The sequence below is a fragment of the Thermococcus sp. genome (assembly GCF_027011145.1).
Taxonomy (GTDB): Archaea; Methanobacteriota_B; Thermococci; order Thermococcales; family Thermococcaceae; genus Thermococcus.
Window position 1 is genome coordinate 1 of the sequence record NZ_JALVAO010000062.1, and the last position, 17,204, is coordinate 17,204.

Here is a 17,204-nt window from a genome sequence, read left to right on the forward strand (position 1 = left end):
AAAGCCCTCGTTCACAAGGTAGTAGCGGTAGGTCTTTGACCTCGCCCAGAACCGGGGATGGAACTCCTCGGGGACTTCGGAAACACCGAGAACCCATACATCCCGTAGGTGATGGTTTAAAACCTCCGGTCTGGCCAAATCGGCCCGCTCACTTGGAATAAACGAGACAACGTTGAAGAAAGCCGAAACCCCCCTGTCGGTTCGGGAGGCCCCCTTGAAGTCGTTCTCCTCGGGGCTTTCAACTATTTTGAGCTTCTTCAAAACGCGAATCAGCTCACCTTCAACCGTTCTCACGTCCGGTTGCCTCTGAAACCCATAGAAGGCGGTTCCATCGTACGCTATCCTGAGGGCAAGCTTCATGGTTGGCGCTTTGATGTGAAGTATAAAAAGCCTTCCCCGAATATTCGCCAACTTTTTTGGCCTTTGTAAAGTCAAAAATCGAACAGAGTACAAAACATTTTGCAAAAGGTTGATAAACACCGCCGGAAACATGAACACGGAGGTGAGAGAATGGAGGGAGTGTTCGACGCGGAGGTGCTCATAAGCATCGTGAACTTTGAGCTTATGTGCATCGGTTTGGAGAAAAGGGCAAAGGAGGATTAAAGGTACGGCTCGGTGTAGAGTGGCCTTAAAAACACCTCAAAGCCCGCAACGGGCATCTCGATTCCCCACTTTTCCAGGACAGCTGGGTGCACTTCACCGATGACGCCGATGGTTTCTCCGTTCACGATTATCCTCCCAGCCCTTCCTGGAATGAAGCTCGGGTGCTCGATTTCCTCCAGCTCGTAAGTGAAGCCAAGGTGGCGCATCACGCTGTCAAGGATTTCCTTCGCATCGGTGAAGGTGACCCTCGCCTGGGCCAGAACAACGGCAAGCTTGCTTTCGCTTACGGTCTTGGTTTCCCTGCTCTCATCTATGAGCGTCGCCTTTCCAACCTCAAAGAGCCTCTGCGGGTATTCCTCATGGGTGTTCTGACTCAGGAAGTCGAGGAGGCTCGGGAGGAGCCAGTTCCTGAGGGCAGACCACTTCGGGCTTATCGGGTTTTCAATCTCGACAAGCTCGGCTGGAGGATTGTTGAAGTAGTCCTTTCCGTATTCAAGGTTCATCTTTTCGTATTGCGCCTCCCTGTTGGTCAGGTTAAAGGTCATGACCTCCTGAAGGCCGAAGCCCACCATGAGTTCTCTCACAGCATCTTCAAACTCGACGAACTTGTCGCCCTTTCCTTGGACTGCAAGCTTCGGCTCCTCAGGTTCAATCTCGTTGTAGCCGTATGCTATCAGGACATCCTCCAAAACGTCCCTCGCGTGCATTATGTCGTCGCGGAAGGCTGGATAGAGGAGCTCTGCCTTTCCGCCTTCAAGCTTGACCTCGTACATCATCCTCTCAAGGAGGTCCCTGATTTCTTCGTCGCTCAGCTCAAGACCAGAAAGCTTTCTTATGTAGTCCAGCTCAACCTCGAAGGGCTTTGGAGTTAGGTTCGGTGTTTCAATTTCAAAGTCCGGATAAACGACCTTCACGCTCTTTATCTTTCCACCGCGCTCAGCTAAAGCAGTAACGACAACATTTAGAGCCAGCATGACCTTGTTCAAATCCCATCCCGTGACGTCAACGAAAACATTCCGGGTTTCGGTCGTTACCCTGCCAGTCACCTCGGAGTTGATAATGGGTGGCATGGATAGGACTTTACCTTCGCTGTCAACGAGGAGCGGGTAATACGGCTTGTCTCTGATGAGGTGCCCGTACTCCTTTCCTTTCTCGTGCTTCTCAAGGATTTCCTCAAGGGTAAGCTCCTCGGTGAAGCCGAGGGGTATGAATTTTTCGGTCTTGTTCGCTGCTCTGTAATAAATCGGTGGCTTCACCTTGTCAAAGTCGAAGATGCCAATCGCTACCTCCCTTCTACGCCTTCCAAAGGTCAGTGCCACCTTCTCCTGAAGGTTTATCATCTGCTTTAACGCCTCTTCATCGAGGTGAAGGCCTTCAACTATGGCATAGACACCGTAGGGCCTTATGTCCCTCAGCTTCTCGTCCACGTAAACCACAACGTCGCTTTTTTCAACTTCATACTTTGGCAGGCCCTTTTCCATTCCGAGCGCCCACTTTATCTGCCTCGCTATTCCCTCTGCACTCCACAGGTCTGGCCTGTTGGTGTCCTTTGAGTCGGCCTTGAAGTATATTTCCCCGTTCTCCTCCCAGACGTCGTCGAGCTCGCATTTCGCGTAGAGGAAGAGGTCCTCCCACTCCTCGACCGTGAAGCTCCTCCCGATGAGCCTCTCAAGGTCGGACTTTGAGACGTCAAACTTCGGCATCTTTCATCACCACACCAGCTTCGCTTCCCTGAGCCACCTTAAGTCGTAGCTGAACAGGTAGCGGATGTCGTCTATTCCGAGCTTGAACATGGCCAATCTGTCAATGCCTATACCCCACGCTATTACCGGAGCGTCTATGCCCAAAGCCTTGGTCATCTCCTCGCGGAATATTCCCGCTCCACCGAACTCAACCCAGCCGAGCTCGGGATGGTAGGCGCTCATCTGGACGCTCGGCTCCGTGAATGGGTAGTAATCCGGCAGGAACTTGACCTTTTTCGCTCCGGCTATCTCAACGGCGAAGCGCTTGAGGATTCCAAGGAGGTGCCTGAAGTTTAAATCCTCACCAACGACGAAGCCGTCTATCTGGTTGAACTCAATGAGATGGGTTCTATCAAGGACGTCCGGTCTGAAAACGCGCTGTATCGTGAAGTATTTCCCGGGTATTTCGACGCCTTTGGCAAGCTGTCTGGCATCGAGAGCGGTTCCGTGTGCCCTAGGCATCAGCAACATCGCCCTCTCTGGACTCCAGGTATAACCCCAGCCACGGGAACCGGCCAAACCGCGTTCGTGTGCCTCTTTAACCCTCTCAACGAGCTCATTCTCGGGCAGGTAACCGCTCTTGGGGTACTTAAGCTGGTATGTGTCCGTCCATTCTCTGGCGGGGTGGTTCTGCGGTTGGAAGAGGGCATCGAAGTTCCAGAACTGGGTCTCTATGAGGCTTTCAACGGTCATCTCTATGAAGCCCATCTCTATGAGCCTTCTCCTTATTTTATCAAGGAAGGCCCTGTATGGCTGTTTCTTGCCGGGATAAATCCTCCTGACGGGAGCTTTTATATCAAAGCGCCTGAACTCGACTTCGCGCCATTTGCCGGACTTTATGAGCTCGGGTGTTAAAATGGAAACCTCCCTCTTCAGCTCGATGCCCTTTTTCACGAGCTCATCTCCGGCTGGGGTTATCTCAACCCTCCTCTCGGTTACCGTCTCTTCCTCGGCTACCTTCCTTCTCTTGAGCTCTTTAACGGGGACCAGCTTCTCGATTTCTTTGAGTGGGACAACTTTCTTCTCGGCGAGAAGTTTTAGGGCCCTGTCAATGGGCCTCTCTTCGGCGTTGAGGCCCTTTTCAGTGATTTCAAGGACCAGCTTTCCGTCCTCCTTTCTCACGTTTGCCCAGCCCTCCTTCCTGAGAAGGCCGACTATCGGCTTCAGCTCGTCTTCGCTGAGAACATCTCTCAGGTCATCGAGTGTGACCTTTCTTTTCTCTCTCAGAACCTTTAGAGCCCTCCATTCCGGAAGGCCTATGTCAGCGTACTTCTCCCCGGTCTCGGTGAGTTTTACAACCTTTTCGCTCCTCTCATGGAGCTTGGCTAAACCTTTTGCCTGAAGACCTAGGACGGCCCTCATCACGGCTACCTGTTCGAGGCCGGTTTTTTCCACTAACTCCTCGAATTTAGCCCTTTTAAGCTCACCAAGCTTGATAAGCGTGAGCTTCTCCTGGTAGCTCAGCTCCATGGTGCCACCTCCCCGTTTGGGTGTGCGGGAGAACTTAAGAGAATTGCGGTGACGGAAACTATCTCTACCGGGCCAGTTTATCTATCGTACGCAGTTTCTCGTGGTTTCAAATCGGTTATGATGATAATCTTTTCGTCCCAGTACACGGTGTAGAAGAGCCTGTAGTTCCCAATTCTAAGGCGATAGGTGTTGGTTTGTTTTGTTTTCTCACCTTTTACGGGTTTTAAATCATAGGAAGGCTTTGGGTAAGGGTTCGTTTTTAGAGTCTCAATGAATTCGGCCAGTTTTTGTCTGTGGGCTGGCTTGAGGTATTTCTTGGCCTTTTTAATGACATCCTTATCCACAATGACCGTGTACACCCTACTCACCTAACTCAAAAGTTCCTTGATGGCATCGTCTGCGCTCAGTCCTTCCGAGGGATTATTTTTAAGGCGTTCAGCTCTCTTTTTCAGTTCCTGATACTCCTGTTCTGGGATGATTTCAGCTTCATCTTTTTCGGCCTGAAGTTTAAGGAGCTCCAGTTTTAGCGCTTCGAGCTCTTTCTCTATCTTCTCAATGCGACTGACGAGTATGTGAACGCTCTCTGCCATATTCCCACCGCTTGATTTATTCGCTCTTCCTACTAAAAAGGTTGCGAGGAAAAAATAGGGAAACTTCATCCCTCATGCGGGAAGAAGACGACCTTTCCGGTCTTGCCAGCGCGCATAAGCTCAAAGGCTTCCTCGAACTTATCGAAGCCCTTGTACTTGTGGGTGATTATCGGGTCGAGATTGAGCTTTCCGCTCTGGATGAGGCTTGAAACGGTGTACCAGGTCTCCCAGAGGTGCCTTCCCGTTATGCCGTGGATTTCAAGTGCCTTGAAGATTATGAGGTTGTTGAAGTCCAGCGTAACGTCCCGCGGGAAGAGGCCGAGAAGAGAAACCCTTCCACCCGGAGTTACGGCCTTAAGACCCTGCTCAAGAGCCTTCGGTGCTCCGCTGAACTCAAGGAAGACCTCAACTCCAGCGCCGTCTGTTATGCTCATGACAACCTCAACCGGGTCCTCCTCAAAGGGGTTGACGACGTAATCTGCTCCAACTTTCTTGGCCAGCTTCCTCCTGTATTCGCTCGGCTCGCTCACGATGACTGGATAGGCGCCACTTGCCTTCGCCACGGCTATTCCGAGAAGTCCCAGAGGACCGGCTCCGGTTATGAGGGTGCTCCTCCCCGCTATCGGACCAGCTAAAACGGTATCAACGGCGTTTCCAAGGGGTTCTTGTAGAGTGGCATATTCCGGTTTCATGCCCTTTGGATTTTTCCAAGCGTTTCTAGCTGGAACTATTGCATAAGTTGCAAAGACACCATCGGTATCGACGCCAAAAATCTTCGTGTTTTGACAGACGTGGTAGCGGTTGTGCCTACAGGCATAGCACTTGCCACAAACGATGTGGGTTTCAGCACTTATATAATCACCTACTTCCAGCGTATCAACTCCGGGGCCGACCTCAACAACTTCTCCAGCCACTTCATGACCCATAATCTGGGGCGGCTTTATTCTGCTCTGCGCCCACTCGTTCCACTCGTAGATGTGTAAATCGGTTCCACAGATGCTCGTTGCGAGAACCTTTATGAGAACCTCCCCCGGGCCGGGCTTTGGAACGTCAACTTCAACAAGCTCAGCACCATAAGAGGGTTTTGTCTTCATGATAGCAGGCATCTTTTCGCCCATGGCAATCATCTCCTTAACCTTACAATGGAAATCTAAACGGGAGCGATATAAACCTTTTGTGCTCACTGGAAATTTAAAGGACGTTGTTGAACATGATTGTGTAGCTACATATGCACAAACAAGTGCACATAGAAAATACTAATCGGAAACCTTATATCTACTATTCTGACAAAAAAGCTTAGAGGGGTAGCAATGGCAGTGATAGTCGTAACGGGACGAGGGGGAGCTGGCAAAACTACCACAACAGCTAACCTCAGCTCTTATCTTGCCATGAAAGAGTATCGAGTTCTGGCCGTTGACGGTGACCTCTATCTTCCTAACCTCGGTTTTCATTTCGCCCTTGACACGGTCAAATATACCGTCCACACCCTCCTGAAGAATCCCGATATTGACCCGGAATGGGCAATATACCGGCACAAAGAAACCGGCGTTTACGTGATGCCGGGAAGCACACAGCTTCAGGACGTTCTCGGAATTTCTCCCAGAAGGCTCGTTGATATTCTTGAGCGGGTGAAATACAAGTTTGGAGTCGTTTTTGTTGACTCTCCAACAGGAGTTCCCTTCGACACGCTCCCAACTTTTCAGGTCGCTAATTACCAGCTCATAGTCGTCGAAATAGAGCGCTCTCCAATTTACTCCTTCGAGACGATGGTGAAAAACGAAATTGAAAAGCTCAAGGCCCTTGGCGAGAAGTACAACCTCAACATCGGCGTCGTTCTGAACAAGGTTCGCGAGAGCGCCGACGTGGTTGACAAGATAATTGAGGCCATAGAAGAGGATCTGGACGTCCCGGTTCTTGGATGGGTTCCCTTCGACTACAACGTTCCTGAGTCAATCAACGTCGGAATTCCAATAATCAAATATCTCCCTAACAGCGATGCCGCGATTGCCTTTAAAGAGATAGGTGAAGTTCTTGAGGAATGGATTTTTGGCTGATTCTGGGGGTGTTAAAATGAAGTTTGAGGAGCTCGTTGAGAAGGTCGTTAATGGAGAGATAAAGCTCCATCAGGTCGAGAAGTACACCGACAAGAGAACCGCAACGGAGGTAAGGAGGAAGGCCCTCGAGAGGAAGCTCGGAGTAAAGCTTGAGCACATCGGTCACTACTCGATAGACCCCGAGCAGGTTATCGGCAGGAACATTGAAAACATGATTGGCGTCGTCCAGATACCTATGGGTGTTGCTGGACCGCTCAAAATCAACGGAGAGTACGCAAAAGGCGAGTTCTACATCCCACTCGCGACGACTGAAGGGGCACTCGTTGCCAGCGTCAACCGCGGTTGCTCCGCTTTAACGGAAGCTGGAGGTGTAAAAACAACGCTCATAGACGACAAGATGACGCGCGCTCCGCTCCTCAAGTGTCCCGACGCGAGGAGAGCGAGGGAAGTCGCGGAATGGGTCAAGAACAACATCGACTACCTCCAGGAGAATGCGGTAAGCAAGGTTACCAGACACGGGAAGCTCCGGAGTGTTAAGCCCTTCATAGTCGGCAACAACCTTTATCTGCGCTTCGAGTTCGAAACCGGCGACGCGATGGGCATGAACATGGTAACGATAGCGAGCGAGGAGATAATGAAGGTCATCGAAGAGAAGTTCCCCGATGTGAGGTATCTGGCCCTCTCTGGCAACCTCTGCGTTGACAAGAAGCCGAACGCGACCAACTTCATCCTTGGAAGGGGCAAGACGGTCATAGCGGAGGCGATAATACCTAGGGAGATAGTCGAGAGAAAGCTGAAGACAACGCCGGAACTAATAGCCGAGGTCAACTACCGCAAAAACCTCGTCGGTTCGGCTCAGGCGGGTTCCTACGGCTTCAACGCGCACTTCGGCAACATCGTCGGTGCAATCTTCCTCGCCACTGGACAGGACGAGGCCCAGATAACTGAAGGTTCGCATGGCATAACTTTAGCCGAGGTCACCCCCGAGGGAGACCTCTACATAAGCATAACCATGCCGAGCCTCGAAATCGGAACCGTCGGCGGGGGAACGAGGGTTCCAACACAGAGGGAAGCGCTCTCGATTATGGGCGTGGCCGGTGGTGGAGAGCCGGCGGGAACAAACGCCAAGAAGTTCGCCGAGATTGTGGCGGGTGCTGTTCTGGCGGGAGAACTTTCGCTCCTCGCGGCGATAGCGGCGAAACACCTCGCGAAGGCCCACAAGGAGCTCGGACGCTAAAGGGAAACCCTTACCACCTTACCCTTCTTTTCCGAGACCTCGTACATCTTTCTGACCATTTTTTCGCTCAGTTCGGTCATCATGTGCCTGCCTTTGGATTCTTCCCCCAAAAACTGCTCAACCGTCGTGAAAATGACACCAAGGAGAAGGGCTCCCCACAGGCCCGCATGGAAGTAGGCCGAAAGGGAACCTACGACCAGTGTGGCAACGCCGTCTATCAGCAGACGCCATTTTCGGGCTTTTCGCTTCCATCCTCTATCGCTCAGCCTTTCAAGGTCGTTCTCGGCAAGGGCCCTGAAAAACTCTCCAAGTCCCCTCTTAGGAACGACGAAAACTCTGGGCAGGGTTTCGTTAATTAGGATTAGGTCTCCCTTGACGGGGAGGACGAAGACGTAACGATTGCTCCCCCTGACATCAACCACCAGCAAACCCTCGTTCTTTCCGGGAACTGGGACTATTGAAAAGCTCTCGGGTGAAGGGTTCTTGAACTCGAAAGCTGAGGGAAAAACCTCCCTAACCATCTCGGGGAAAACGTTCAGCTCGTAGTACAGGATAGGCACGGCGTTTATGAACCTCATCGAAGAGAAAACAACTTCACGCTTTAAATGACTTTCGCATCAGGCTGGTAAAACAGGTTTTTAAAGAAGACACACGAACATCAGGGAGGGGATGATGACCAATTTCCCTCACTCCGAGGTGTGACGAGGAGCCGATGCTCTGACCCGCTTCCTCTTTTTGTAGCCTCTCTTAAAGTTCTCAATAACCCCCGAGAGCAAGAAAAGAAGGGCCACATATGAGAAGACCTCATTGAGGGCATCGTTTTTGTAGCCAAAATAGCCGAGAAGAATTGCCACGCCCCAGAGGACGGCCTGGACAACGTTTATAACAGTATTGAACCGGGATTTCTTCACGCCCAGGATTTCCTCCGCCACGTTCTTAAGTCCGCCCTCCCGAGAAACGAGGAACTCGTAAACCTTCCCACCAAGTTCGTATTCCCCCGGGGCAACATACACGGCCTTGGGGGTTTTCACGACGGTTATTTTTGGACTCGAATACGCCACCTGAAGAAGGGCATCCTTTAGTGCTTCAACATCGGGTGAAAAAAGGGCAATGTAATTCCTGAGGGTTCCTTTCACATTGTCTTTGTCGAGCTCGTGGTAATAGACCACAAACTTCGCTTTGACCATGATAAGGAGTAAGAAAGAGACCTTAAAAGATTAACCTTTGCTCGCCTCCTGAATCTTCTTCCTGACGAGCTGGCTGACGAGCTTACCGTCCGCCCTGCCACGTAGCTTCGCCATTGCCCTTCCCATTATCATGCCCATCGCTCCCATCCCCTTGGCCTTTATGACGTCGATGTCGGCTTTGACGACCTCGTCGATGATTTTCTCGACCTCGTCTTCACTCAGGAGCGTTAGACCCTTTTCCTCTGCAACCTGCTCGGCCGTCTTCTCCGGGTGCCTGGCGAGTTCCTTGAAAATCTCCTCAAAGGCCTCCTTTGCAATCCTGCCGTTGAGGTAGAGCTCAAAGGCCTCCCTGATGTGCTCCTCGGTTATCTTCTCTATCGGAACCTCCTTCTTAAGCCCCTTGAGAACAACCACGAGGATTGAAGCAACCAGCGATGGCTTTATGCCCTTTTTCACGAGCTCCTCAAAGAGCTCATCGCGCTCGTCGTTGACGAGGGTTTCAGCCAGGCTCCTGTCAATCTTGTACTCCTTCACGAAGCGCTCAACCCTTTCCTGTGGCAACTCCGGAAGGTTCGCCCTAATCCTCTCCTTCTCCTCCGGCGGGATGAAAATCGAGGGTATGTCCGTTTCAGGATACATTCTCGCTTTACCCGGGAGGGGACGCATGTACTGAGTATTGCCGTCCGGCAAAGCCCTCCTCGTCTCCTCTGGAACGCCCTCTATCGCTTCTCTAGCGCGCTTGATTACCTCGCGAAGGGCTTTCTTGGCGGTTTCCTCCTCCGCGGCGACAAGAACGAACGCGTCTTCTTCGTCAAGGTTAAGTTTTTCGATGATTGCATTAACCTCTTTTTCTGTAATTCCATAGTTCGGTAGTTCATCAATGTGGAAGATTCCCCTCACGTACTTTTTGGCCCTGTCTGCCATCTCAGTCCCAAGTCTCCTGCCCGGCTGGATTTCCCTGCCTATAAGCCCGCGGAACTTCGGCAACTTAACGGCAAGAACCTTCCCGCCTTTCTTTATCATCCGGGCTATTATCTTTGATTCAGTGTTCCTAAAGACGTCGGTAACGTCGTAGAATTCCTCCTTGATGTCATCTGGCTTAACGCCCCTCGCGTGAAGCTCGTCGCGGATTTTGAGAAGGTTGAGCTGTCTTTCAACCTCGCGCTCGATGATGAGGGGAATCATGTCCAGCTCCTGGACGCCTTTAATCTCGACGCGAGCGCCACCTTTAATTGAGACGTTCAAATCCTGCCTTATCGTTCCGAGACCGCGCTTGACCTTTCTCGTTGCCCTTAGAGCATCGCCTATGTACTTCGCGACTACTTTAGCCTGCTCTGGGTGGTGTATGTCAGGGGTTGTGCTTATCTCAACCAGCGGGATTCCGAGGCGGTCGAGGCGGTAGATTACCTCCTTCTCCTTCCTCTCGACTATCCTACAGGCATCCTCCTCAAGGCATATCGTCGGGATTCCAACGCTCCCCCAGGGAGTATCAACCCTACCGTCGAGCGCTATTATCGCCGTTCTTTGAAAACCTGAAACGTTCGAGCCGTCTATGACTATTTTACGCATGAAGTGAACTTCATCAACGGGCTTTGCGTTGAGGAGGTAGGCAATCTGAAGCGAAACTTCAAGGGCTTCCCTGTCGGGTCCCCTCGGCGGTTCCTCATCCATGTAAACCAAATCGCTTAGCTCGTAGTTGCCCTCGTAGATGTATTTTCTTCCCTTCTTGAATTCCTCCAGAGCAGCGGGGTCAATTTCCCCTAGCTCGCTCATAGTGGGCCTTAAGCGTCTTTCAAAGGTGAAGTCAACCTTCTCGGTCAGCTCGCTCGGAACGGGTGAAAACAGCTTTTTAGTATCGAGTTGCCTGTGAATCTCAAGGCCGACCTTTAGGCCGAGCTTTTCGTAATCGAACTTCTCGGTCATCTCAACACCTCCAGATTGGTTCTCAAAAAGTCATCGTCAAATGTCGCAATCTTTCTTATCCCGTAATACTCACAGGCAGAGGCAATCAGAGAGTCGTTTGGTAGGAGACCAAACTTAACCCGTATTTCACGGGAGAGACGTACGACTTCCCATGTCTCATCGAGGAAAGTCAATGCGTTTGACGCTAGGAGTAAATCCAAGAGTTCATCAAAGGTAGCCACTGGTTTGTACAGCTCTGGACTCTTGGTAAGCTCTTTTCTCAGGGAGTAGAACTTGTAGCTTCCCCTTAGCTTTGCGTAGTTCCTCGCAAGTAGCTGAAAGACGACCTCACCGTATATTGTAGGGGTTATTGCAAGGTGATACTCACTAACCAGGCGTTCCATTAGCTTGATTCCACGCTCTTCACCAAGCAAGTAGTCTATCCAGACGTTTGAGTCAACCATTACTGGCTCTCTTGAGAACGTACTCATGGTAGGCCTCCTCCCAATCAATTTCTTGGGCTTCTCTGAGCTCTCTAAGGATTCCCGCGTATTTCTTTATAATCTCCCTAGGGTTTGTTACCACTACCTCCACTTCGGTCCCCTCGGGCAGGTTAACGTCATCGAGGGGCTTAAAGACGCCGTTTTTGTAAACGGCCCGGATTCCCATTACAATCACCTCAGGAAGGTGTCAAACCTCGTGTAGGGCGTTATCTCGCCGGCGTAGTTGGTGAGCATCATCTTTCTCACTTCATCGAGGTCATTGGTGTGGCCGAGAACCCACATCAGCTTGACGTAGGCAGTCTCAGGCAACATGTCCTCGCAGGGAATCGCTCCAGCCTTAAGGAGCTTTCTCCCGTTGGAGTAGACGTTCAGGTTCACCCTTCCGTAGAGGCACTGGCTCGTTACGCAGACCGCTACACCCTCCTCAACGGCGCGCTGGACGTGGGGTATGAAATCCTGAGGAACGTGACCGAGGCCCGTTCCCTCGATGACAACTCCCTTATAACCCCTATCAACGAGGAAATCTAGTATCTCACCGCTTATTCCCGGGTAGATTTTGAGGATTGCAACTTTTTCCTCCATCTTGCCGTCCACTTCGACTTCCCCTTCGCTCCTCTTTCTGTAATCGCTCCTAAGGAACTCTATCTCATCCTTAGGCCATACCCTGGCTATTGGGACGTCGTTTATACTCCTGAATGCATCTCTCCTGCTCGTGTGCATCTTCCTTACCTTAGTTCCGCGATGAGCCAAGCAGTAGGTGTCGCTCGTTTCTCCATGCATAACCACCATAACCTCAGCAACTTCGCTGGTTGCCATCCTCACGGCACAGGTAAGGTTCATGGCGGAGTCACTGCTCGGCCTGTCGGAGCTCCTCTGCGCTCCAACGAGAACGACCGGCTTTGTGAGGTTCCTGAGCATGAAGCTCAATGCAGAGGCGGTATAGCCCATAGTGTCCGTTCCGTGGGCAATAACAACTCCATCCTCGCCGGAGTTGAGGGCCTTAGCCACTTCCTCTGCTATCTTAATCCAATAGGCCGGTTTCATGTCCTCGCTGAGGATGTTCATTATGAGCTTCGGAGTAACGTTGGCCATCTCAAAAATCTCGGGAACAGCTTTAGCGAGTTCTTCAGCGGTGAAGGCCGGGTGAACGGCACCGGTCTTGTAGTCTATTCTACTCGCTATCGTTCCTCCAGTTCCAAGGATTGTAACGTTGGGAAGGCCCTCCTTCCTAGGAAGGACTTCTTGGAAGACCATTTTCGGCTTTTCAACGGCCTTCTCAAGTATCTCAACGCTCTCAATGGCGTCGATAAGGATTCCGACGTTGTAGCCGTTGTCGAGCTTTATGGTAAGCGTTTCCCCGGGAGAAAGCTCGTAGGGGGGCATTACAAGACCTTCAAACGTAATCCGCTCGTTTCCCTCCCTCTTGACGACTCTGATTAGGTCTCCAACCTCGAGACCATGCTTTTTCATGAACTCCTCAACCTTCCTCATAAGCATCCCCTCGTTTTGTCACTGAAAGAAAATAGGGACGGGGTTTTATAGGGCTTTCCCAGGTCAGCGGGCCTTTATCATGAACCTCGGCTCCTCAATCCACTCGGACTTACAGCGAGGACAGCGTGATGGAATGTTAATTTCAGGCTTAAAGCGGAAGCCACACTTCCTGCATTCCGCGGGCTTAACCAGAAGAACCTTGCCCTCGCGTTTTAAGATTTTTTGAATGGCCTTTAAATCCTCTATGATTAACTTTTTGCTCCCCTTTCCCCTGATTCCGAGGACCTGGGCTAGCTCGCTCACGGAGTAGTCCCTCTCCTCCAAAAGGCTTATTATCCGTTCCCTTCGAGTGGCCATCGGGAGAAGTTGGAAGGGGAGATAAAAAGCTTTAGGGTGGGAACATGATAATCGAAAAGACCGAAAAAGTCCTTGAAAACCATGAACTCTGCAACCACTGCCTCGGGAGGCTCTTCGCAAAACTCGGGAAGGGAACAAACGAGGACAGGGGAAAGGCGATAAGGTTCGTCCTCAACATGGAACGCTCGGCCAGAGGTCTGGCTCCAATAGATGAGCCGGAAAAATGCGAGCTTTGTGGAAACGTCTTCGAAAGGATTCCATTCCTCGTTGAGAGAATGATTGAAATCTCAAAGGGAGTAGAGTTCGATACGTTTCTGGTTGGTTCCCGCTTCCCTGAGGAAATCAGGGAGAAAGAGCATTCCGTCTGGGAAGAGTTTGGTATCGAGACGGCCGAACCAATTAACAGGGAGTTCAACAGGGAGTTGGGAAAGGCCTTTGGACTGGCAACTGGTAAGGAGACATCCAGGAACCCGGACGTTGTCTTCATCGTTGAGCCGTATTCAGGTAAAGTTGAGCTTCAAATCAACCCGGTTTACGTCTACGGCCGTTACAGAAAGCTCGTGCGCGGGATTCCCCAGACTCCCTTACCAGATTTCGAGGACAGCGTTGCCTCGATAATCTGCAAGGCCTTTTCAAAGGCCTTCGAGGGGAAGTGCATCTTCAAAGGGGCGGGAAGAGAGGACGTTGATGTTCGCATGCTCGGCAATGGAAGGCCATTCATCGTTGAGGTGAAGCGTCCAAAACGGAGGAAGGTTGACCTGGAAAAAATAGCGGAGGAAATAAACTCAAGCGGTAAAGTCGAGGTTCTGAACCTTCGCTTCGTTTCACCCAAGGAAGCAGAGGAAGTCCTCACAAAGAATCACCGCAAGGAATACCTTGCCCTTGTCTTTGTGGAGGAAGGCGTAACTCCCGAGGAAGCTGAGGAGGTTGCAAGGAAGCTCAGGGGTCTGGAAATCCACCAGAGGACTCCCTGGCGCGTCAGAAAAGCTCGGGCCGATAAGGTGAGGGTTAGAAAGGTTTACGAGGCAGAGGCAAAATGGCTCGATGAGAAACACTTTGAGCTACGCCTAGTTACTGACGGTGGCCTCTACATAAAAGAGCTGGTTTCCGGGGACAGGGGAAGGACGAGGCCGAGCGTCAGCGATTTGCTCGGAAAGAAAGCCTGGTGCGAAAGGCTTGACGTCCTTAATATACTCGACTGAGGGCAAGTTTTATAAATTTGAGAGCGAGGGTTTTAGTGATTCCCAGGGGGTTAGTCCTAAGTCTAAACGGAGCGAAAAGCGTTCCCCCTTGAAAAATCCCATATCGTAAACTTGAGTTTGCCCGTTAGGGCCGTAAAAGCTGAGAGGTGGTGAAAATGGTTCAGAAAGCGCACAGTTTTAGGAGGAAGACCCGCGGAAAGCTCAGCAAGAAGCCGAGAAGGAGGGGCCTTCCCCCGCTCACGAGGTTCCTTCAGGAGTTTGAAGTCGGGCAGAAGGTTCACATCGTCATAGAGCCGAGCTACCACAAGGGCATGCCCGACCCGAGGTTCCACGGAAGGACCGGAACCGTCGTCGGCAAGCGTGGCGACGCCTACATAGTCCAGATAAGGGACGGGGGCAAGGTTAAGACCTTCTTCATACACCCTGTTCACCTCAGGCCGCAGAAGGGATGAGCATGATAGGCAGGAAAAAGCTCGGGGAGCGGTATCTGACCATAGCTGAAACCAAGGAGCTCCTCGAGCGCAGGAAGGAAGAGGGAATGAAAGAGAACCCAGAGGAGCCCATGTTCTACGAGGCCAGGCTTAGCCTTGAGCACGCCGAGAAGTTCGCCAAGCTCAGCCCCGAGAAGGCAAGGGAACTCAAGGAGAAACTCATGGAGCTCTTCGACTGGATTGACGACAGGATAGCCTCGAAGATAGTGGACATCCTGCCTGAGGATTACCTCGATATCAGGGTAATCTTCGCCAAGGAGGATTACATGCCCTCGCCCGAGGAGGCCAAGGAAATAGTTAAGCTGGTCGATGAATACCGGCCCCTCGACTGATTTTTCTCCTTTTCTTGGAGTGAGGAAAGTATAAAAACTCCTGACCAAAATAAGTTCTGGGGGAGAGAGAATGGATAGGTACAGGAGACATTCCTACCGCGAAAGCCTCGAGAAAAAGAGGCGGAACGTTGAATATGAGGAATACGCTTACGTGCTCGACTACCTTCCCGAAGGATACCTTGACCTCTCGACGGGGAGGCGAAGCGGGAAGCCAGTTGCCCAGGTCCTCGGTGAGAAGGCCTTCACGCTCCTCGAGGTCACCCCGAAGGAGGATTTGATGCTTTACGAGAGGGTTTTCATAGGTAAAGGCAACAGGGACAAAATCCTGCTCATCAACAGGAAGATAACTTACAACGACCTTACCGATACAGCCAAGGCCGAGCTTCCCTACGTTGTTGAGGAAATTGTTAAGAACAACGAGGAAAGGTTCGTCCAGTTCTTTAACGTCGCACCACCGATAACCAACAGGCTCCACAGCCTGGAGCTTTTACCGGGAATAGGAAAGAAGCACATGTGGGAAATCATCGAGGAGAGGCAGAGGGAGCCGTTTAAGAGCTTTGAAGACCTTAAAAAAAGGGTTAAAGGCCTGCCCGACCCAGTCAAGATGATAGCCAAGAGAATCGTTGATGAGCTCCAGGACAAGGACCGTTACAAACTCTTTGTCGGCCACAGGAGGATTTTTAGGGGATGAGGGACAAGCTCTTCTCCCTTATTTACAAATACAACCTCAGACCCAACCGGGACCTCGGACAGAACTTCCTTATCGTGCCGGACATAATAGAGCGAAACGTTGAGAGAGCTGAAATCAGTGAGAAAGACACGGTCTTGGAGATAGGGCCCGGGCTCGGGGTTCTCACAAAGGAACTCGCCGAAAGGGCCGGAAAGGTCTACGCCATCGAGAAGGACAGGAGGATTATTGAGATTCTCAGGAAGGAGTACGACTGGCCCAACGTCGAGCTGATTGAAGGTGACGCCGTCAAGGTCGAGTGGCCCGACTTTGACAGGATGGTCTCAAACCTCCCCTATCAGATTTCCTCCCCGGTTACGTTCAAGCTTTTGAGACACGACTTTGAGAGGGCGGTTTTGATATACCAGCTTGAGTTCGCAGAGAGAATGGTTGCCAAGCCTGGCGATAAGAACTACTCACGCCTCTCCCTGATGGTGCAGGCAAAGGTCAACGTTGAGCTCGTCGAGAGGATTGGCAAAGGCGCCTTCTGGCCGAGACCCAAGGTTGATTCAGCCGTTGTCGTGATTGAACCAAAGCCGAAAGACGAGCGTATAGAGCTCGATGAGAATCTCGTGAGGGCCCTCTTCCAGCACAGGAGGAGCACCGTCGCCTCTGCCCTTAAGAAGTCGGCCCACATGCTCGGGATTGACAAGAGAAAGCTAAAAGCCATGAAGGACGTTCTTAACTCGGTTCCCCACGCTGAGAGGAGGGTTTTTCAGCTTTCACCTGGGGATGTAAAGGAGATAGAGACTTATTTAGCGAAGGAGGGAATTATAGGGGCTCCTTCCCGGTGAGCTCACGGTAAAGTTCCCTTAGGAGGTTTCTGTTTGTGTTTTCATAATTCCGTATATTGAGCAAGACTGCCTTGGAATCACCTGAAAGGGAGCCCTCAAGTTTTTCTAGGATTCGGTCGAAGAGCTCCTCAACCTGAAGGAGGTACTCGATAATCTCACCGACGTTTCTGGAATAGACAAGCTTCCAGAGCCTATCCTTCAGGATTCTCGGGCCGGGGGCTTTGATGGCCGGCGGTTCTATTGGCTTCCCCGGAAAGAGCTCGTGGAATAGGTTAACATATTCCTCGGCCCTCTTCAGTGAGTTCTCGTAGAGGATCTTGAAGAGCTTAGGAACCCTCTCATCCCAGGTGACCTCCATGCTCAGTTCGTAGAGTTCGTGGTATAGCTCTGCCCGTTTTAGCTCCTGGGAAATCAGGTGGGAGAGAACGCCCTCGGGCCCGAGTCTGGAAAGCTCATCAACAACGTCATCAACCCACTGGGGCATGGCTCCCCTGTCCATAGGTAATCCCCAACGCTATAGGC

Annotated in this window: 21 protein-coding genes; 7 read left to right on the top strand and 14 right to left on the bottom strand. The window is 51.5% G+C overall.

The window, feature by feature from the left end; genetic code table 11:
* From MVG27_RS08330 to tdh, 6 genes are all read right to left on the bottom strand, one after another.
* A partial coding sequence (locus MVG27_RS08330) for a tRNA pseudouridine synthase A (RefSeq protein ID WP_297556490.1) occupies nucleotides 1–360 on the bottom strand: 360 nt, incomplete at its 3' end.
* 239 nt (nucleotides 361–599) lie between these two features.
* Entirely contained in the window at nucleotides 600–2,306 is a 1,707-nt protein-coding gene (gene pheT, locus MVG27_RS08335) for a phenylalanine--tRNA ligase subunit beta (protein ID WP_297549592.1), read from the bottom strand.
* Between the two features lie 6 nt (nucleotides 2,307–2,312).
* Nucleotides 2,313–3,815 (bottom strand): phenylalanine--tRNA ligase subunit alpha, encoded by a 1,503-nt coding sequence (locus MVG27_RS08340; protein WP_297556493.1) that lies wholly within the window; start codon nucleotides 3,813–3,815, stop codon nucleotides 2,313–2,315.
* 77 nt (nucleotides 3,816–3,892) lie between these two features.
* A complete protein-coding gene (locus tag MVG27_RS08345) occupies nucleotides 3,893–4,174 on the bottom strand; it encodes a type II toxin-antitoxin system RelE/ParE family toxin (protein ID WP_297551384.1) in 282 nt (93 codons plus the stop codon).
* 9 nt (nucleotides 4,175–4,183) lie between these two features.
* Entirely contained in the window at nucleotides 4,184–4,405 is a 222-nt protein-coding gene (locus MVG27_RS08350; protein ID WP_297466861.1) for a HalX domain-containing protein, read from the bottom strand.
* 65 nt (nucleotides 4,406–4,470) lie between these two features.
* Nucleotides 4,471–5,523 carry an L-threonine 3-dehydrogenase gene (gene tdh / locus MVG27_RS08355; protein ID WP_297551388.1) on the bottom strand — a complete coding sequence of 351 codons (1,053 nt, stop codon included), beginning with the start codon at nucleotides 5,521–5,523 and terminating at the stop codon, nucleotides 4,471–4,473.
* 192 nt (nucleotides 5,524–5,715) lie between these two features.
* On the opposite strand from tdh, the gene MVG27_RS08360 reads away from it, so the two are divergent.
* Both MVG27_RS08360 and hmgA read left to right on the top strand, forming a co-directional pair.
* Nucleotides 5,716–6,459, top strand: a complete 744-nt coding sequence (locus MVG27_RS08360; protein WP_297551382.1) for a MinD/ParA family protein — start codon at nucleotides 5,716–5,718, stop codon at nucleotides 6,457–6,459.
* Nucleotides 6,460–6,475: 16 nt separating this feature from the next.
* The gene (hmgA, locus tag MVG27_RS08365) at nucleotides 6,476–7,696 is read left to right on the top strand and encodes a hydroxymethylglutaryl-CoA reductase (NADPH) (RefSeq protein ID WP_297551381.1); all 1,221 of its coding nucleotides are present in this window, start codon (nucleotides 6,476–6,478) and stop codon (nucleotides 7,694–7,696) included.
* On the opposite strand, the gene MVG27_RS08370 is transcribed toward hmgA, so the two are convergent.
* The 7 genes from MVG27_RS08370 to MVG27_RS08400 form a co-directional block, all read right to left on the bottom strand.
* Nucleotides 7,693–8,274, bottom strand: a complete 582-nt coding sequence (locus tag MVG27_RS08370) for a hypothetical protein (RefSeq protein WP_297551379.1) — start codon at nucleotides 8,272–8,274, stop codon at nucleotides 7,693–7,695. The genes hmgA and MVG27_RS08370 overlap by 4 nt on opposite strands.
* Nucleotides 8,275–8,382: 108 nt before the next feature.
* A complete protein-coding gene (locus tag MVG27_RS08375) occupies nucleotides 8,383–8,883 on the bottom strand; it encodes a hypothetical protein (RefSeq protein ID WP_297556495.1) in 501 nt (166 codons plus the stop codon).
* 30 nt (nucleotides 8,884–8,913) lie between these two features.
* The gene (gene gatE, locus MVG27_RS08380; protein WP_297549505.1) at nucleotides 8,914–10,806 is read right to left on the bottom strand and encodes a Glu-tRNA(Gln) amidotransferase subunit GatE; all 1,893 of its coding nucleotides are present in this window, start codon (nucleotides 10,804–10,806) and stop codon (nucleotides 8,914–8,916) included.
* Nucleotides 10,803–11,276 carry a type II toxin-antitoxin system VapC family toxin gene (locus MVG27_RS08385; RefSeq protein WP_297549503.1) on the bottom strand — a complete coding sequence of 158 codons (474 nt, stop codon included), beginning with the start codon at nucleotides 11,274–11,276 and terminating at the stop codon, nucleotides 10,803–10,805. The genes gatE and MVG27_RS08385 overlap by 4 nt, the downstream gene beginning before the upstream one ends.
* Nucleotides 11,242–11,454, bottom strand: coding sequence for an antitoxin family protein (locus MVG27_RS08390; RefSeq protein ID WP_297549501.1), 213 nt, complete (start codon nucleotides 11,452–11,454; stop codon nucleotides 11,242–11,244). Before MVG27_RS08390 ends, MVG27_RS08385 begins: the two co-directional genes overlap by 35 nt.
* Nucleotides 11,455–11,459: 5 nt before the next feature.
* The gene (gene gatD / locus MVG27_RS08395; protein WP_297548379.1) at nucleotides 11,460–12,779 is read right to left on the bottom strand and encodes a Glu-tRNA(Gln) amidotransferase subunit GatD; all 1,320 of its coding nucleotides are present in this window, start codon (nucleotides 12,777–12,779) and stop codon (nucleotides 11,460–11,462) included.
* Nucleotides 12,780–12,842: 63 nt separating this feature from the next.
* The gene (locus MVG27_RS08400) at nucleotides 12,843–13,136 is read right to left on the bottom strand and encodes a transcriptional regulator (RefSeq protein WP_297468168.1); all 294 of its coding nucleotides are present in this window, start codon (nucleotides 13,134–13,136) and stop codon (nucleotides 12,843–12,845) included.
* A gap of 44 nt (nucleotides 13,137–13,180) precedes the next feature.
* On the opposite strand from MVG27_RS08400, the gene MVG27_RS08405 reads away from it, so the two are divergent.
* The 5 genes from MVG27_RS08405 (at nucleotide 13,181) to rsmA (ending at nucleotide 16,682) form a co-directional block, all read left to right on the top strand.
* Nucleotides 13,181–14,338: a tRNA pseudouridine(54/55) synthase Pus10 gene (locus tag MVG27_RS08405; RefSeq protein WP_297548382.1), complete on the top strand. Its 1,158-nt coding sequence runs from the start codon at nucleotides 13,181–13,183 to the stop codon at nucleotides 14,336–14,338.
* Nucleotides 14,339–14,493: 155 nt separating this feature from the next.
* A complete protein-coding gene (locus MVG27_RS08410) occupies nucleotides 14,494–14,790 on the top strand; it encodes a 50S ribosomal protein L21e (protein ID WP_297066524.1) in 297 nt (98 codons plus the stop codon).
* A gap of 2 nt (nucleotides 14,791–14,792) precedes the next feature.
* Nucleotides 14,793–15,161 (top strand): RNA polymerase Rpb4 family protein, encoded by a 369-nt coding sequence (locus tag MVG27_RS08415; RefSeq protein WP_297548406.1) that lies wholly within the window; start codon nucleotides 14,793–14,795, stop codon nucleotides 15,159–15,161.
* Nucleotides 15,162–15,231: 70 nt separating this feature from the next.
* A complete protein-coding gene (locus MVG27_RS08420; RefSeq protein WP_297468160.1) occupies nucleotides 15,232–15,852 on the top strand; it encodes a DUF655 domain-containing protein in 621 nt (206 codons plus the stop codon).
* The gene (gene rsmA / locus MVG27_RS08425; protein ID WP_297548384.1) at nucleotides 15,849–16,682 is read left to right on the top strand and encodes a 16S rRNA (adenine(1518)-N(6)/adenine(1519)-N(6))-dimethyltransferase RsmA; all 834 of its coding nucleotides are present in this window, start codon (nucleotides 15,849–15,851) and stop codon (nucleotides 16,680–16,682) included. Before MVG27_RS08420 ends, rsmA begins: the two co-directional genes overlap by 4 nt.
* On the opposite strand, the gene MVG27_RS08430 is transcribed toward rsmA, so the two are convergent.
* Nucleotides 16,660–17,181 carry a rubrerythrin gene (locus MVG27_RS08430; protein WP_297548386.1) on the bottom strand — a complete coding sequence of 174 codons (522 nt, stop codon included), beginning with the start codon at nucleotides 17,179–17,181 and terminating at the stop codon, nucleotides 16,660–16,662. The genes rsmA and MVG27_RS08430 overlap by 23 nt on opposite strands.
* Nucleotides 17,182–17,204: the final 23 nt, after the last annotated feature.

Excerpts from the sequence above, each read along its gene's own strand:
- pheT (WP_297549592.1), bottom strand. The coding sequence starts at position 2,306 with ATGCCGAAGTTTGACGTCTCAAAGTCCGACCTTGAGAGGCTCATCGGG.
- MVG27_RS08340 (WP_297556493.1), bottom strand. The coding sequence starts at position 3,815 with ATGGAGCTGAGCTACCAGGAGAAGCTCACGCTTATCAAGCTTGGTGAG.
- MVG27_RS08350 (WP_297466861.1), bottom strand. The coding sequence starts at position 4,405 with ATGGCAGAGAGCGTTCACATACTCGTCAGTCGCATTGAGAAGATAGAG.
- tdh (WP_297551388.1), bottom strand. The coding sequence starts at position 5,523 with ATGGGCGAAAAGATGCCTGCTATCATGAAGACAAAACCCTCTTATGGT.
- MVG27_RS08360 (WP_297551382.1), top strand. The coding sequence starts at position 5,716 with ATGGCAGTGATAGTCGTAACGGGACGAGGGGGAGCTGGCAAAACTACC.
- hmgA (WP_297551381.1), top strand. The coding sequence starts at position 6,476 with ATGAAGTTTGAGGAGCTCGTTGAGAAGGTCGTTAATGGAGAGATAAAG.
- MVG27_RS08370 (WP_297551379.1), bottom strand. The coding sequence starts at position 8,274 with ATGAGGTTCATAAACGCCGTGCCTATCCTGTACTACGAGCTGAACGTT.
- MVG27_RS08375 (WP_297556495.1), bottom strand. The coding sequence starts at position 8,883 with ATGGTCAAAGCGAAGTTTGTGGTCTATTACCACGAGCTCGACAAAGAC.
- gatE (WP_297549505.1), bottom strand. The coding sequence starts at position 10,806 with ATGACCGAGAAGTTCGATTACGAAAAGCTCGGCCTAAAGGTCGGCCTT.
- MVG27_RS08385 (WP_297549503.1), bottom strand. The coding sequence starts at position 11,276 with ATGAGTACGTTCTCAAGAGAGCCAGTAATGGTTGACTCAAACGTCTGG.
- MVG27_RS08390 (WP_297549501.1), bottom strand. The coding sequence starts at position 11,454 with ATGGGAATCCGGGCCGTTTACAAAAACGGCGTCTTTAAGCCCCTCGAT.
- gatD (WP_297548379.1), bottom strand. The coding sequence starts at position 12,779 with ATGAGGAAGGTTGAGGAGTTCATGAAAAAGCATGGTCTCGAGGTTGGA.
- MVG27_RS08400 (WP_297468168.1), bottom strand. The coding sequence starts at position 13,136 with ATGGCCACTCGAAGGGAACGGATAATAAGCCTTTTGGAGGAGAGGGAC.
- MVG27_RS08405 (WP_297548382.1), top strand. The coding sequence starts at position 13,181 with ATGATAATCGAAAAGACCGAAAAAGTCCTTGAAAACCATGAACTCTGC.
- MVG27_RS08410 (WP_297066524.1), top strand. The coding sequence starts at position 14,494 with ATGGTTCAGAAAGCGCACAGTTTTAGGAGGAAGACCCGCGGAAAGCTC.
- MVG27_RS08415 (WP_297548406.1), top strand. The coding sequence starts at position 14,793 with ATGATAGGCAGGAAAAAGCTCGGGGAGCGGTATCTGACCATAGCTGAA.
- MVG27_RS08420 (WP_297468160.1), top strand. The coding sequence starts at position 15,232 with ATGGATAGGTACAGGAGACATTCCTACCGCGAAAGCCTCGAGAAAAAG.
- rsmA (WP_297548384.1), top strand. The coding sequence starts at position 15,849 with ATGAGGGACAAGCTCTTCTCCCTTATTTACAAATACAACCTCAGACCC.
- MVG27_RS08430 (WP_297548386.1), bottom strand. The coding sequence starts at position 17,181 with ATGGACAGGGGAGCCATGCCCCAGTGGGTTGATGACGTTGTTGATGAG.